Here is a 14,327-nt window from a genome sequence, read left to right on the forward strand (position 1 = left end):
GAAGCGCATGCGTTCACACCCCGGTCCCGGATCTTCGCGCCGCGCGCTCGTCCGGGATGACAGATTTTGAGGGGAACGCTTAAGGTCGCCCCATGAACGCTCTTCGCCCCTCCCGCCGTCACGCCCTGGCCCTGGTCGCCTCGGCCGCCGCCGTCCCGGCCTTCGCCGCCGACACCCCCGACGAGGACTGGAAGGTCCTGGCCGCCGACGTCCGGTCCGAGTTCCAGTGGGCCTGGCGCGGCTATGTCGCCAAGGCCTGGGGCAAGGACGAGATCGATCCGGTCAGCGGCACCTCGTCGTCGTTCTTCGTCGAGGGCCACGACCTGGGCCTGTCGCTGGTCGAGGCGCTGGACACCCTGTGGATCATGGGGCTGGACGCCGAGTTCCAGGCCGGGGTGGACTGGGTGAAGGCCCATCTCGACTTCGACGTCGACGGAAACGCCCAGGTCTTCGAGACCAACATCCGCCTGGTCGGCGGCCTGCTGTCGGCCCACCTGGCCAGCGGCGATCCGGTCCTGCTGGCCAAGGCCCGCGACCTGGCCGACCGCCTGGCCAAGGCCTTCGAGGCCTCGCCGCACGGCCTGCCCTGGCGCTACGTGAACCTGCGCACCGGGGCGGTCAGCGACCCGGAGACCAACCTGGCCGAGATCGGCACCTATATCAGCGAGTTCGGGGTGCTCTCCCAGCTGACCGGCGAGCGCAAGTATTTCGACATGGCCAAGCGGGCCATGCGCCACGCCCTGGACCGCCGCTCGAAGATCGGCCTGATGGCCGCCAACATCCACGCGACGACCGGCGAGTTCACCAGCCGCAACGCCAGCATCGACGTCTATGCCGACAGTTTCTACGAGTACCTGTGGGACGCCTGGGCGCTGTTCGGCGACAAGGACTGCAAGCGCTGGGCGGTCGAGTGCGTCGACGCCCAGCTGGCCCACCAGGCCAAGCGCTATGACGGCCGGCTGTGGTTCCCGATGGTCGATTTCGAGACCGGGGCGGTGACCTCCACGGCCCAGAGCGAGTTGGCCGCCTACTATGCCGGCCTGCTGGGCCAGGTCGGTCGCAAGGCCCAGGGCGACGACTACCTGGCCTCGTTCACGGAACTGCAGGCGACGTTCGGGGTGATCCCGGAATCGATCGACGTGACCACCCGCCAGCCGCGCCGCAAGCACACCGGCCTGCGCCCGGAATATCCCGACGCCTGCCTGAACCTGTGGCTGGAGGGCCGCGACGTGCGCTACCGCAAGCTGGCCGCGATCCACTATCGGGAGATGAAGGCCACCAGCCGCGCCGCCTTCGGCTACACGGCCCTGAAGGACATCACCACCCAGCCGATGACCCAGGGCGACAACTGCCCCGGCTACTGGTGGTCCGAGCAGATGAAATATTACTACCTGCTGTTCTCCGACACGCCGCGCATCGACTACGGAAGGCTGCAGCTGAGCACCGAGGCCAACGTGCTGCGGGGGTTTCGGAAAGGGTAGGGCCGGGATCGGCGCGCGCGGCGCCGCCTTGGCGAGAGCGTCGGCTCGACCGTTCTCATAGATTGAAAACTTCCGGGGCCACGCTAGGTTGATCGCCGCGGCGCGACGGGTCGCCGACCTGGGGGGCTGGGGCGATGGCCAAACCACCGAAGAGGGCGTCGGCCCTGACGGCCGTCCGCGGCCGCGTCGCGCACCTGCTCGCGCCGATCCAGGCGTTCTGGGCCTCGCTCGTCACCGACCTGGAGGCCATTCGCGGCGCGCCGGCGGTCGCCGCCCTGCTGGTCGTCTGCGCGGCGCTGATGTTCATGGAGCAGGGCGCGGACCTGGCGGTGACCGCCGGGTCGGACACCTGCAAGGCCAGCTGGATGGTGCTGGCCACCGCGTTCTACGGATTCCAGTGCTGGTTCTGGACCCGCTACATCATCGAACAGCACAGGCGGCGCGCGCCCCAGGCGTTCGCCCGGCAGCAGCGGGAGTCGAGGCTGATCGCCTGGCTGCGCGAGTGGACGCCGCGCCTGCTGGGCGGCGGGCCGTTCTTCATCGCCGGGGTGGCGACCTTGCGGGCCGAGGTCGACCTCTGGGCCCTGCCTTACATCTTCTTCGCGCTGGGCCTGGTCGCCGTGTTCGTGCTCTGGGCCCGGCGCCGCGTCACGGTCTATTTTCGACTGGACCATCGCCAGCTCAGCCGACTGACCCGCTGGGCCACCTTTGTCCTGGGGCTGGGGTCGATGGCGCTTCTGTGCGTCTGGCCGGTGGGGCCGTCCCAGTTCCTGGGCGCCATCAGCATCGTCTTCCTGGGCCTGGCCTTCATCACCGCCGCCCTGGCCGCCATGCTGCACGCCAGCCGCGCGACCCGCCTGCCGGTGCTGACCGGGCTGGTGTTCCTGGCCCTGGCGTTCAGCCTCGTCAACGACAACCACGCGATCGGACGCCGCACCTTGCAGCGCCGGGCGGACGCCGATCGGGCCATGCCGCTGCCGCCCGCCCGCCCGGTTGCCCCGGACGCGGCCGAGCGCCCCGACCCGCGGACCGGCAAGGACACGATCGCCATGCGGCTGAAGGCCTGGTGCGCGGCCCAGGGGCCCCAGGCGTGTCAACCGAACGGCCCGGAGACGCCAATCGTCTTCGTGGCCGCGCAAGGCGGGGCGTCGCGCGCCGGCTACTGGGCCGCCGACGTCCTGGGCAAGCTGCAGTACGAAACCCAGGGTCCCAAGCCCTTCAGCGACCGGGTGTTCGCCATCAGCAGCGTTTCGGGCGGTTCGGTGGGCGTGATGGCCTATGTCTCGACCCTGGTCGACCGGCCCGACCTGTCCGGCGCGCCGTTCGCCGACAGCCTGGCCGAGGTGGCCGGGATCGACTATCTCAGCCCGGCCGTGTCGGGCCTGCTGTTTCCCGACCTGGCGCAGCGCTTCCTGCCCGTGGCCGTGCCCCTTCTGCCCGACCGCGCCGAGACCCTGGAGACGGGCTTCGAAGCCGGGTGGCGGCAGCACTGCCTGCATCCGGACGACGCCGATATCGACCCTGGGCCCGGCCTTGCGCGGTGCCGCGACGCCGATCTCTGGACCAGGCCGTTCCTGTCGCTGTGGCGCCCGGCGGCCGGTTCGCCCGCCCCGTCCTGGCTGCCCATCGTGATGATCAACGGCGCGCGGCAGGAGGACGGCCGGCGCATCATCACCGCCGACGTCGCCATCACGCCCGAGGACTTTCCCAACGCGGTCGACTTCCACGCCCTGGCCGGCCGCGACGTGCGGATCTCCACGGCCATCCACAACGGCGCGCGCTTCCCGCTGGTCAGCCCCGGCGGGACCCTGATCGACGCGAAGCGCGAACGCCAAGGCCATCTGCTGGACGGCGGCTATTTCGACGGCGGCGGGGTGACGACGATGGGCGACGTGGCCGCGGCCGCCCTGCGCCTCGCCAACGCCGGGAACTTCAAGCTCAAGCCGATCTTCATCGAGCTGAACAACGCCACCAACACGGACGATACGGCCGCCGACCTGATCCGGGCGGGCGCCGAGGTCTGCGAGGCCCCGTCCGACGGCGAGACGCCGCCCGGATGCGAGCCCAACCCGCTGTTCAGGGCCAAGCCGCAGAACTTCGCGCCCGACCTGCTGGGGCCGCTGCTCGGCCTGGCCGCGTCGCGCGGCTCCCATGACACGGCGGCGGCCATGGCCCTGGCCCAGACCGTGCGCAACCACGGCGGCGACATCGCCCCGGACGACCGCCCCGCGCCGGGCGAGGCCGCGGCGACGGCGGGTCCCGAGGAGGCCGGGGAGTGGGGCGTCTCGCCGACCTACCGCTTGGTGCATCTGTGCAAGCCCAGCAGCGGCCAGGTGCCGATGGACTGGGCGCTGTCCAAGAGCGCCATGCAGCACGCGGACGAGGCCCTGGGCATCCGGCCGACGCCGAAAGGGGGCCAGCTGCTCATCGCGCAGGACCTGAAGATGAAGAGCGCCTGCCTGGCCGAGACCCGGGTGCGGGACATTCTGCTCGACGTCGATCCGACCGCCGTCGTCGGCGGCGGCCAGACCCGCCCCGCGCCGGGCCAGATGAAGCGTCTGGACCTGTGGGCCTGGTTGGCGGCGACGGGCCTGGCGGCCCTGGTCGGCGCCCTCGCCGTCGGCTGGGCCGACAGGAAGCTGCGCAAGATGAAGCTGCCGGCCACGCTGGGCCTGCAACGGTGTCGGACGGCCCCGGCCTTCGACCGGGCGGTCGCCCGCTGGCGGACCGCGTGGGCCGACCAGCCCAAGGTCTTCGCCTATGTCTGGACCGCGTTCGGCTTCGACCTGCTGCTGATCGCCGGCTATGCGGGCTTCGCCGTGGTGCTGGCCCTGCTGCTGACCGCCAACCAGCCGGTCTCCGGCGCCGGACTCCCGGTCCACGCCTATCTGACGCCGGTCTTCCGGTCCGGGGCCGGCCTGGTGCTGCTGGCGGCGATCGCCGACCTGGTCGAGGACGGGCTCGAGGCCTGGATGATCGCCAGGGGCGCCCGGGACGGCGCGGCGCGCGCGGCGCGCATCGCCACCCTGGCCAAGTGGGTCCTGCTGACCGTGGGCGCGCTGGCCCTGGTGGTCGGGGCCGTGCTGGGGTGCGAACGGGGCGGCTAGGCGCGGGCGCGTGACGGCGGAAAGGGCGAGCTCCACGCCGCCCGCGCCGTTGTCATCCCGGACGAGCCCCGGCGCAGCCGGGGTGAAGATCCGGGACCGCAGGAGGCGCTGAGCTCAGGCGTCGGTCCCGGATCGGCGCGCTACGCGCTTGTCCGGGATGACAGTCTCAACTCGCCCGCAAATCCGCCGTCTCGGCGAGGAACCAGTCGCGCAGCTTCAGGATCCGCGCCAGTTTCGGACTGTCGGCCCGCCAGACGAAGTGGTTGCCGGTCTCGACCGCCACCTCGCCGGGGAAGGGGCGGACCAGGCGGCCCTCGCGCAGGTCGCGTTCGGCCAGGCCGCTGCGGGCCAGGGCCACGCCCACCCCGTGGGCGGCGGTGTCCAGCATCAGGGCGGTGTCCTCGAAGCCCAGGCCCTGCTGGCGCGGCGCCTCGTCCACGCCCATGGCCGTCAGCCACATCGACCAGGGCAGGCCTACATGGCGCAGCAGCGGCGCGTCCAGCAGGTCGCGCGGCTCGCGGATCGGGTGGCGGACCAGGAAGTCGGGGCTGCAGACCGGGAAGACCCGCTCGATCATCAGGGTGGCGGCCTCGACGCCGGGCCACGCGCCGCAGCCGAAGCGCAAGGCGATGTCGACGCCGTCGGTGGTCAGGTCGGCGACCCGGTCCTCGGCGCGGACGATCAGGTCGGGCTCGTCGGTCTCGCGCGCCAGCCGTTCCAGGCGGGTGACCAGCCAGCGGCTGGCGAAGGCGGCGCTGCTGCTGATCACCAGCGGGCCGCGCGCCGCCAGCCGGGCCTCGTCGACCCCGGCGTGCAGGGCGGTCAGCGCGGTGGTCACCTGGTCGGCCAGGCGCTGGCCGGTGGCGGTGGGGACCATGGCGTTGCCCTGGCGGACGAACAGCTTGGTCCCCAGCTCGTCCTCCAGCTTGCGGATCTGCTGGCTGACCGCGCCGTGGGTGACGTGCAGCTCGCGGGCCGCGCGGCTGTAGCTGCGATGGCGGGCGGCCGCCTCCAGGGCGGTCAGGGTCAGGAACGGCGGCAGGCGCATGGGGCTCACGGCTTGTTAGTCACGCTGACAAGTTCGCGCAGATACCATCGTTCGTAAAGCGTGTCTCTCGGGGGCATTTTAGCTGTGCAAAGCGGCTTCGGCCGCGACCCATGCTCACAGGTGTTCCGATGAAACTGCTTCTGATCTCCGGCCTCGCCGTGCTGACCTTCCTGTTCGCCTCGGTCGACAAGCTGGGGCCGCCCGTCCCCAACGCCGAAGTCCCCTGGGACGCCAGCGCGCCGATCCACAGCCCGCGGTGATCTTCTCCTCACCCGTGAAACGGGGGAGGTGGCTCGGCGCGCAGCGACGAGACGGAGGGGGCGTTCGGCGGCGGCCGCGCCCCCTCCGTCACGATGCGTATTCGCATCGCGCCACCTCCCCCGCGATGCGGGTGAGGAGACCCAAAGAAAAAGGCCCGGGATCGCTCCCGGGCCTTCTCTATTCGTCTTGCGGCGAAGCCTTACTTTCCGGCCGCCGTCAGGGCGTCCATCAGTTCCGGCACGGCGGACTTGTAGTCGGCCACCAGGCCGTAGTCGGCGATCTGGAAGATCGGGGCGTCGCTGTCCTTGTTGATCGCGACGATGATCTTGGAGTCCTTCATGCCGGCCAGGTGCTGGATGGCGCCCGAGATGCCGATGGCGATGTACAGCGCCGGGGCGACGACCTTGCCGGTCTGGCCGACCTGGTAGTCGTTGGGGGCGTAGCCCGCGTCGACCGCCGCGCGCGAGGCGCCGACGGCGGCGCCCAGCTTATCGGCCAGGGGCTCGATCACCTTCTGGAACTCCTCGGCCGAGCCCATGGCGCGGCCGCCCGAGACGACGATCTTGGCCGCGGCCAGTTCCGGACGGTCGGACTTGACCATCTCTTCGCTGACGAAGCGGGTCTTGGCCGCGTCGGCGCCGCCGACCGTTTCCACGGGAGCGGAGCCGCCTTCCGCCGCCGCCGCGAAGGCGGTGGGGCGAACGGTGATCACCTTCTTGGCGTCCGAGGTCTGGACGGTCTCCAGCGCGTTGCCGGCATAGATCGGACGAACGAAGGTGTCGGCCGAGACGACCTCGACGATCTCGCTGATCGGGGCGACGTCCAGCTTGGCGGCGACGCGGGGGGCGAAGTTCTTGCCGCCCGAGGTGGCCGGAACCAGGATCGCGTCGTAGTTGCCGGCCAGGGCCAGCACGGCGTCGGCTTCCGCCTCGGCCACGCCATGACCCAGAGCGTCGCTCTCGGCCAGCAGCACCTTGCGCACGCCGGTGATCTTGGCGGCGGCGTCGGCGACGCCCTTGGCGCCCTTGCCCAGCACCAGCACGTCCACGTCGCCCGACAGTTTCAGGGCGGCGGTGACGGTCTTGTGGGTGCCATCGCGCAGGTGCGCGTTGTCGTTATCGGCGACGACGAGAACGGCCATTAGAGCACCCCCGCGGTTTTGAGCTTGGAGACGAGGTCGGCGGCGGTTTCCACCTTGATGCCGGCCGAGCGCTTGGCGGGTTCGGCGACCTTGACGACCTTGAGGCGCGGCGTGATGTCGACGCCGTAGTCGGCGACCGTCTTGCTGACGATCTCCTTCTTCTTGGCCTTCATGATGTTGGGCAGGGACGCATAGCGCGGCTCGTTCAGGCGCAGGTCGGCGGTGACGATGGCCGGCAGGTCGACATCCAGGGTCTGGAGGCCGCCGTCGACCTCGCGGGTGACCTTGGCGGTCGAGCCCGACACTTCAACAGCCGAGGCGTAGGTGGCCTGCGGCCAGCCCAGCAGGGCCGACAGCATCTGGCCCACGGCGTTGTTGTCGCCGTCGATCGCCTGCTTGCCCATCAGGACCAGGTTCGGATTTTCCTCGGCCACGACGGCCGCCAGCAGCTTGGCCACGGCCAACGGCTCGGGATCGGCGTCGGTGACGATCAGGATCCCGCGGTCGCCGCCCATGGCCAGGGCCGTGCGGATGGTTTCCTGCGCCTGTTGCGGGCCGATGGAGACGATGACCACCTCGGTGGCGACGCCCTTTTCCTTCAGACGCACGGCCTCTTCGACCGCGATCTCGCAGAAGGGGTTCATCGACATCTTGACGTTCGCCAGGTCGACGCCGGTCTGATCGGGCTTCACCCGGACCTTCACGTTGTAATCAATAACCCGTTTGACCGGGACCAGAACCTTCATCGGTCTACGCCGCCTCCTGGCTAGTTTTTCCTGCCTGCGCCGACGGGATTAGCGTGTCCGCGCAGGTTTGCAAGTTTCCCCTGACGTAAGCGTAATGCGTTAGCGTCCGCTACGTTCAAACAGTTGTACGATACTTCGCCGCCTGCGTCTGCTGCGCTGCACACTTAAGCGGTCGATCGGCCGGAAGCGTCGCCGCGCGCTTTAGCCTCTGGCCAGCCTCGCGGCGGGCCAGTATGAGGCGGCTCATGAGAAGCAACATCACCCGCCTGCAATGGACCTTCTTCGCCATCTTCCTGGCGTCCTGCGTCGGCGTTTTCGCCTATCACTCGTTGTGGGTCTGGCCCAAGGCGCGCTGCGAAGCGCGGGGCGGGGCCTGGGCCGGCCGCTGGATGAAGTGCGGCACCATCTATCCGATCGAGACCCTGACCCGCCGGCCGCTGAACGTGCCGCCGATCAACACCGATCCGAACAAGATGAAAGGCCCCCGGGCCGAACACGCGCCGAAATAGGCTCTACGGCCAAGCCTATTGTCTACACATGTAATTTCGTCCTAGGCTCTCCCTAATAAGGGAGGCGTAGGTCATGAAGCTTGTCTTGGTCGCGGCTGTTCTGGCCCTGTCCAGCGTCGGCGCCTGGGCGGCGGAGACCGCCAATCCGATGCTGATCGCCAAGCCTCGCGGCGTCGCGGGGACGGAAGGCAAGCAGACCAAGGCCCTGAAGATCGCCCGGCTCGAGGTCGGCACGACCCTGGCCGGCGGCCTGGCCCAGACCACGATCGAGGCCCGCTTCGAAAACCCGACCCAGACGGTCATGGAAGGCGACTTCACCCTGGTCCTGCCGGCCGGAGCGGTGGTCAACGGCTACGCCCTGGACGTCGGCGGCCGCATGGTCGACGGGGTGCTGACCGGCAAGCGCCAGGCGCGGCTGGTCTATGAGAGTCGCGTGCGGGCCGGGATCGACCCGGGCCTGGCCGAGGTGACCGCCGACAACAACTTCCACACCCAGGTCTATCCGATCCTGCCGGGGCAGGGCCGCACGATCCGCCTGCGCTATGTCAGCCCCCTGGCCGCCGACGGGAGCTTCGCGCTGCCGCTGTCCAGCGAGGCGGCCGTCGGCGCGTACAAGGCGACCGTCACCGTGCTGGGCGCCGCCGCCCCGCCGGTGGTCACGGCGAAGGGCTTCCCGCGGACCTGGTCCGAGACCGAGGGCGGGGTGACGGCGTCGATGGAGGCCAAGGACGCGGCCCTGTCCGAGGGGCTGAAGATCGGCCCGTGGCGGTCGGCCGGGCCGCTGGCGCTGAGCCGCCACGCCAATGGCGAGCGCTTCTTCGAGCTGCGCCTGCCGTTCGACGCCCACGCCGCCACGGCCGGCCGGCTGCGCGTCTACTGGGACCGCTCGCGCTCGCGCTCGGACGACGACCTGAAGGGCGAGATCGCCGTGCTGCGCCGCTATGTCGAGGCGGCGAAGCCCAAGTCGATCGAGCTGGTGACCTTCGCCGACGACGCGCCCCGCGCCGTCACGCTGCCCGCCCCCACCGGCGAGGCCCTGGAGGCGGCGTTGCGCGGCCTGCTCTATGGCGGCGCCAGCTCGCTGAAGGGCGTGTTCGAGGCGGGCGTGGGCAAGGCCGACACCTGCGTCCTGGTTTCCGACGGCCGGATGACCGTGGACGGCTGGGATCCCAAGCCGCCGCCCTGCCGGACCCTGGCCCTGTCCAGCGCCAAGGACGCAGACCGCAATTTCCTGTCGGTGCTGGCCGAGCGCGGCGGCGGGACGCATGTCGACCTGTCGGCGATCGACGCCGAGGCCGCCCTGGCGCGCCTGACCTCGGTCGGGCCGCCGCCCTTCACCCTGACCGCCGACGACGGCCAGGCCGTCGAGCATCGCCTGGTGGCCGGGCCCAGCGGCCGCTGGTGGATCATCGGCAAGACCCCGGCCGCTCGCGCCCTGAAGTTCGCGAGCCCTGGCGTGACCCAGACCCTGCCGCTCGATGGAACGGTCCAGGCCTTCGACGGGGTCGGCGTGCTGTGGGGCCGCGAGGCCGTCGCCGCCCTGCTGGCCACCGACCGTCCCGACGGCGACGAGGCCCTGGCCCTGGCGCGGCGCTACAATGTCGCCACCGAGGACGCCAGCTTCGTGGTGCTGGAAAACGTCTCCGACTATGTCGAGGCCGGCGTCGCGCCGCCCTCGTCGGCCGGCGAGGCGATGGCCGACGGCTATCGCCGGGCGGTGATCGCCCAGAAGAGCCAGGAGGCCCAGCTCCGGGCGGCCCGTCTGGACACGATCGTCGAGGCCTGGGCCAAGCAGAAGACGTGGTGGACCACGGTCCACAAGCCGCAAGAGATTTCGCGTCGGGACCGCGAGGAAGGCCAGCCCATGCCGACGGGCGCGCCCCCGCTTCAGATTCCGGTCCCGCCGCCCCCGCCGCCGGCGGCGTACGCCTCCGCGCCCGGGGAGAGCGTCGATGAAGTGGCGGTCACGGGCGCGCGAAGCCAAGACTTCAGCGATCAGGCTATGCGAAGGGCGCCGGCCGCGAACGCGCCGCCCCCGCCCCCGCCGCCGCCGCCGCCAGCCGCCGAGGCGGCGCCGGACAGAAGCATCACGGTGGAAGCCGCCGAATGGAACCCGGATCGGCCCTATCTGAAGGCCCTGGCCGCCGCCTCGCCTCAGGGCTGGCATGACCGATATGTCGAGCTGGAAATGCAGTACGGCGCCGCCCCGGCCTTCTATTTCGACGTCGCCGAGCAGCTGGCCCGGTCTGGACGCAAGGCCGACGCCGCCCAGGTCGTGCTCAGCGCCCTGGACGTGCCGGGCGCCAACGGCAAGACGATGATCATCGTCGCCGACCGGCTGCAGGCCTACGGCGCCCTGGACCGGGCGGTGTGGCTGCGCGAGCGGATCCTGTTCCTCGAGCCCGATCGGCCCCAGCCCCGCCGCGACCTGGCCCTGGTGCTGATCGCCCGCGGCGACCAGACCACCGGCAAGGCCCGCGAGGCCGACTACCGCCGGGCGCTGGACCTGCTGAACGAGGTGATCGTCCGCCCCTGGGACCGCGCCTATGACGGGGTCGAGGTCATCGCCCTGATGGAGGTCAACCACCTGATCGCCCGGATGAAGGCGGTGGGCCTGGACCAGTCGGTGCTCGACCCGCGCCTGGTCGCCCTGCTCGACGTCGACATCCGCGCGGTGCTGGACTGGAACACCGACAAGACCGACATGGACCTGTGGGTCGACGAGGCCACCGGCGAGCGAGCGATCTACAGCCACCCCGCCACCACGGCCGGCGGGCGGCTGTCCAACGACATGACCGCCGGCTTCGGGCCCGAGGAGTACCTGCTGCGCCGCGCGCCGGACGGCGAATACGTGCTGCGGGTCAATGTCTACGCCTCGGACGTGCTGGACCCCAACGGCCCCAGCACCGTGCGCGTGCGCCTGTTCCGCGACTGGGGCCGTCCCGGCGAGAAGCAGGAGTCCTTCACCATCGAACTGAAGAAGGGCGACAACGGCGCGATCAAGGTCGGGCGGTTCGTGATCGGGAAGGGGAAGTAGGGGGCTCCTAGCCACTTGAAACCCTCTCCCTCTGGGAGAGGGTTTTCGGAACTACCGCGTCGCCCCCGGCTTCCACAGCACGTCCGCCGCGCCGTCGTCATTGGCCCGGCGGGCGGCGACGAACAGCAGGTCCGACAGGCGGTTGAGGTAGCGCAGGGCCGGTTCGCCGACGATCTCGCCGTCGACGCCCATCAGCTCGACGACCTTGCGCTCGGCGCGGCGGCAGACCGTGCGGGCCACGTGCAGCGCCGCCGAGGCGGGGCTGCCGGCCGGCAGCACGAACGAGGTCAGGGACGAGAGCCGGGCGTTCATCGCGTCGATCTCGCGCTCCAGCCGCTCGACCTGGCTGTCGACCACCCGCAGCGGCTCCCACACGGGCTTTTCGTCCTGTTCGGGGGTGGCCAGATCCGCGCCCAGGTCGAACAGGTCGTTCTGGATGCGCTCGAGCAGGGCGTCGAGCTCGGCGTCGCCCTTCGTGTGCTGGCGCGCGACCCCGATGAAGGCGTTGGTCTCGTCGACCCCGCCATAGGCCTCGACCCGCAGCGAGGCCTTGCTGACCGGCTGGCCGGTCGACAGCCGGGTCAGGCCCTTGTCGCCGGTGCGGGTGTAGATGCGGTTCAGCGTCACCATCGGGCCGCTCCCTCTGCCAAAATGTCCTAGGGCAACTTGCCCCAGCGCTTTCGCCGCGTCGCCATGCTCAGCTTACGTCCATGGAGAGCCCGTGTTGCTCCTCGCCCGTCGATCAGTTCCGGCGCGCGACGTCCAGTGGCTTAGCGTTGCATCGCGTTGATCGCTGAAGCGCGACGGTCGTCCAGGCTCGATCCCCTCTGAGATCCGGAACGATCGTCCGCTTCAGTGGTTTCGCCACCAGAAGGCGGCCACCAGCACCAGTACGGCCAGGAACTGCAGCGCCACGCGCAGGCGCATCAGCTTGTTGGAATAGGAGCGTCCGAAATCGCCGCCCCGGAACAGGGCGTAGATGCCGACGCAGAGGGTGATCAGAACCGCGGCCAGCGCGATCGGCACCAGGAAATCGAACAGGTGACTCATGGGGACGAAAGGTAGGCGTTCGCCTCAGGCTTGGCCAGAGCGTCCGCCGAACCCGGGCGGCCCGAGTCGTCAAGCGAGTTCCATACCGAGATTCGCCGACTCTGTTCGTTGAGTGCATTTGTCGCAGTGACCCGGCGCGAACGGTACCATAGATGACAGAAACGCTGCTGTTCGATGATTTTGGTTATGTTTTTGGGTTGCGCACCCTTGCGGCGGGGGCTAAACGCGCCACCTTCAAATTCCAGTACGCGTTCGTTGAACATGATCAACTCCTCACCGCAGATCATGTCAGCGCCCTTTTTCAGCGGGGAGGCAGGAGAAAACAGAATGGCTCAGAGCGCTCGCATCGCCGTCGCCGACTTCTCCGCGTCCGAGCGCGAAGACGCCATGGCTGAAGTCCGCCAACTGATCACCGACCTGCGCGACGCCGCGCAGGACGGGCGCGCCCTGGCGCGTCGCTACGCCGACCTCCTCAAGGATGTCGTCGACGAATATTGCATTGAATTCGAGAAGCGCGCCGAAGCCGCGCTTGCTCGCCTGGAGACCGTCCAATGAGCTTTGTATCCCTGAATATCGAGTCCCCGACCGAGACCCCCGTCAAGCTGACGCGCCGGGCCCTGGCCAAGCAGCGCACGCGCGAACGCGTCCTGTCGGCCGCCCGCCGTCTGTTCACCGAGCGTGGCTACGAAGGCGCGACCATCCGCGACATCGCCCAGGCCGCCGGCATGTCGACGGGCGCGGTGTTCGCCAGCTTCGCGGACAAGAACGAGCTGTTCGACGAGATCCTGACCGCCGACTACGAAGTCATCTACGCCCAGATGAAGCAGGCCGGCGCCAACGCCGCCACCATTGAAGAAGGCGTCATCGGCATGTTCGCCGTCGCCTACGGCTTCCATGTCGAGCAACTGCCGCTGCTGCAGGCCAGCATCGCCGTGTCCTGGACGCGGTCGGAACCGGCCGAGCGCCGCAACCGCGGTCACCTCAAGCACATCTTCGCCCTGCTGAACGGCGTGCTGACCCGCGGCGTCGATCGTGGTGAACTGAAGAGTGACGCGGACGTTAAGCTGCTCGCCGAGATCATCTGGGACGTGTATGTCGCCAACTATCGCCGGGCGATTTTCGACGCCTGGTCGGTCGAGGCACTGCTGTCGCGACTTTCGGACCAACTGAAAGTCATCCTGGCGGGCGCACGCGCGTAATCACGGCCAAGGGCGGACGCTCTTTGTCGGAGCGTCCGCCGTCGGATCAAGTAGAGCGACGCAGACTATCCGGGGGGACAGTGCGTGGGCGTAAGACACGATCAGAAGCAGGCGACCCGCGAAAAGGTCCTCGAGGCCGCGCGCGACCTGTTCAACGAGACGGGCTACGAAGAGACCACCATTCGGGCGATCGCCGAGCGGGCGGGGGTCTCGGTCGGCAGCGTCTTCACCACCTTCGCCTCCAAGGCGGAGGTGCTCAGCCATGTGATGGACCGGCGCCTGGGCGAACTCTATGCCGAGTTCGACCGGGTCGTGCCGTTCCTGCGCGGATCGACGGCCGACCGGCTGGGCTCGATCTTCGCCATCCACTACGAGTTCGAAACCCGGCGGGTGAAGCTGTTCCTGGCCCATATCGCGGCCTCCTACAGCCCCAGCCAGGATCCGGGCCTCACCCCGTACGGCCGCAACCTGCGCCTGACCGAGATGCTGCGCGAGACGCTGCTGGACGGGATCGAGCGCGGCGACGTCCGTCCCGACCTCGATCCGCAGACGGCGATCGACGTGCTCAAGGCCGCCTACGCCTGGAACTACCGCATGGCCGCCTGCGGCCAGGCCTCGGCGACCGAGCTGTCGGCGATGATGGACAGGCAGATCCAGTTCATCGCCCAGGGGTGGCGGCCGTAAGAAACCCTCTCCCGGAGGGGAGAGGGAGGGTCCCGCCGCGCAGCGGTGGGAGGGTGAGGGGTGA

At 69.7% G+C, this 14,327-nt stretch carries 14 protein-coding genes; 8 read left to right on the forward strand and 6 right to left on the reverse strand.

Features of this window, described 5'->3' with window-relative positions:
* Window positions 1–92 precede the first annotated feature (92 nt).
* The gene (locus ASD38_RS19175; RefSeq protein WP_056462587.1) at window positions 93–1,481 is read left to right on the forward strand and encodes a glycoside hydrolase family 47 protein; all 1,389 of its coding nucleotides are present in this window, start codon (window positions 93–95) and stop codon (window positions 1,479–1,481) included.
* A gap of 134 nt (window positions 1,482–1,615) precedes the next feature.
* Entirely contained in the window at window positions 1,616–4,588 is a 2,973-nt protein-coding gene (locus tag ASD38_RS19180; protein ID WP_056462588.1) for a hypothetical protein, read from the forward strand.
* A gap of 166 nt (window positions 4,589–4,754) precedes the next feature.
* On the opposite strand, the gene ASD38_RS19185 is transcribed toward ASD38_RS19180, so the two are convergent.
* Entirely contained in the window at window positions 4,755–5,636 is an 882-nt protein-coding gene (locus tag ASD38_RS19185; RefSeq protein ID WP_056462591.1) for a LysR substrate-binding domain-containing protein, read from the reverse strand.
* 128 nt (window positions 5,637–5,764) lie between these two features.
* On the opposite strand from ASD38_RS19185, the gene ASD38_RS24955 reads away from it, so the two are divergent.
* Window positions 5,765–5,896, forward strand: coding sequence for a hypothetical protein (locus tag ASD38_RS24955; RefSeq protein ID WP_268761030.1), 132 nt, complete (start codon window positions 5,765–5,767; stop codon window positions 5,894–5,896).
* Window positions 5,897–6,096: 200 nt separating this feature from the next.
* On the opposite strand, the gene ASD38_RS19190 is transcribed toward ASD38_RS24955, so the two are convergent.
* Both ASD38_RS19190 and ASD38_RS19195 read right to left on the reverse strand, forming a co-directional pair.
* Complete coding sequence (locus ASD38_RS19190; protein ID WP_056443063.1) at window positions 6,097–7,038, reverse strand: electron transfer flavoprotein subunit alpha/FixB family protein; 942 nt, start codon at window positions 7,036–7,038, stop codon at window positions 6,097–6,099.
* The gene (locus ASD38_RS19195) at window positions 7,038–7,784 is read right to left on the reverse strand and encodes an electron transfer flavoprotein subunit beta/FixA family protein (RefSeq protein ID WP_056443059.1); all 747 of its coding nucleotides are present in this window, start codon (window positions 7,782–7,784) and stop codon (window positions 7,038–7,040) included. Before ASD38_RS19195 ends, ASD38_RS19190 begins: the two co-directional genes overlap by 1 nt.
* Before the next feature lie 245 nt (window positions 7,785–8,029).
* Between ASD38_RS19195 and ASD38_RS19200 the strand changes: the two genes are divergently transcribed.
* Together ASD38_RS19200 and ASD38_RS19205 are read left to right on the forward strand one after the other, a co-directional pair.
* Window positions 8,030–8,293: a hypothetical protein gene (locus ASD38_RS19200; RefSeq protein ID WP_056443056.1), complete on the forward strand. Its 264-nt coding sequence runs from the start codon at window positions 8,030–8,032 to the stop codon at window positions 8,291–8,293.
* A 73-nt stretch (window positions 8,294–8,366) separates the two neighbouring features.
* On the forward strand, window positions 8,367–11,330 hold the full coding sequence (locus tag ASD38_RS19205; RefSeq protein ID WP_056462593.1) for a VIT domain-containing protein: 2,964 nt from the start codon (window positions 8,367–8,369) through the stop codon (window positions 11,328–11,330).
* A gap of 51 nt (window positions 11,331–11,381) precedes the next feature.
* On the opposite strand, the gene ASD38_RS19210 is transcribed toward ASD38_RS19205, so the two are convergent.
* The 3 genes from ASD38_RS19210 to ASD38_RS24070 form a co-directional block, all read right to left on the reverse strand.
* Window positions 11,382–11,960, reverse strand: a complete 579-nt coding sequence (locus ASD38_RS19210) for a cob(I)yrinic acid a,c-diamide adenosyltransferase (RefSeq protein ID WP_056462596.1) — start codon at window positions 11,958–11,960, stop codon at window positions 11,382–11,384.
* 222 nt (window positions 11,961–12,182) lie between these two features.
* Window positions 12,183–12,380 (reverse strand): twin transmembrane helix small protein, encoded by a 198-nt coding sequence (locus ASD38_RS19215; protein ID WP_056443047.1) that lies wholly within the window; start codon window positions 12,378–12,380, stop codon window positions 12,183–12,185.
* On the reverse strand, window positions 12,377–12,643 hold the full coding sequence (locus ASD38_RS24070; RefSeq protein WP_156390792.1) for a hypothetical protein: 267 nt from the start codon (window positions 12,641–12,643) through the stop codon (window positions 12,377–12,379). Before ASD38_RS24070 ends, ASD38_RS19215 begins: the two co-directional genes overlap by 4 nt.
* A 64-nt stretch (window positions 12,644–12,707) precedes the next feature.
* Between ASD38_RS24070 and ASD38_RS19220 the strand changes: the two genes are divergently transcribed.
* The 3 genes from ASD38_RS19220 (at window position 12,708) to ASD38_RS19230 (ending at window position 14,263) form a co-directional block, all read left to right on the forward strand.
* Window positions 12,708–12,935 (forward strand): hypothetical protein, encoded by a 228-nt coding sequence (locus tag ASD38_RS19220; RefSeq protein WP_056443045.1) that lies wholly within the window; start codon window positions 12,708–12,710, stop codon window positions 12,933–12,935.
* Window positions 12,932–13,579 carry a TetR/AcrR family transcriptional regulator gene (locus ASD38_RS19225; protein WP_056443043.1) on the forward strand — a complete coding sequence of 216 codons (648 nt, stop codon included), beginning with the start codon at window positions 12,932–12,934 and terminating at the stop codon, window positions 13,577–13,579. Before ASD38_RS19220 ends, ASD38_RS19225 begins: the two co-directional genes overlap by 4 nt.
* 84 nt (window positions 13,580–13,663) lie before the next feature.
* Window positions 13,664–14,263: a TetR/AcrR family transcriptional regulator gene (locus ASD38_RS19230; protein ID WP_056462597.1), complete on the forward strand. Its 600-nt coding sequence runs from the start codon at window positions 13,664–13,666 to the stop codon at window positions 14,261–14,263.
* Window positions 14,264–14,327 lie beyond the last annotated feature (64 nt).

The sequence above is a fragment of the Caulobacter sp. Root487D2Y genome (assembly GCF_001427165.1).
Classification (GTDB): Bacteria; Pseudomonadota; Alphaproteobacteria; order Caulobacterales; family Caulobacteraceae; genus Caulobacter.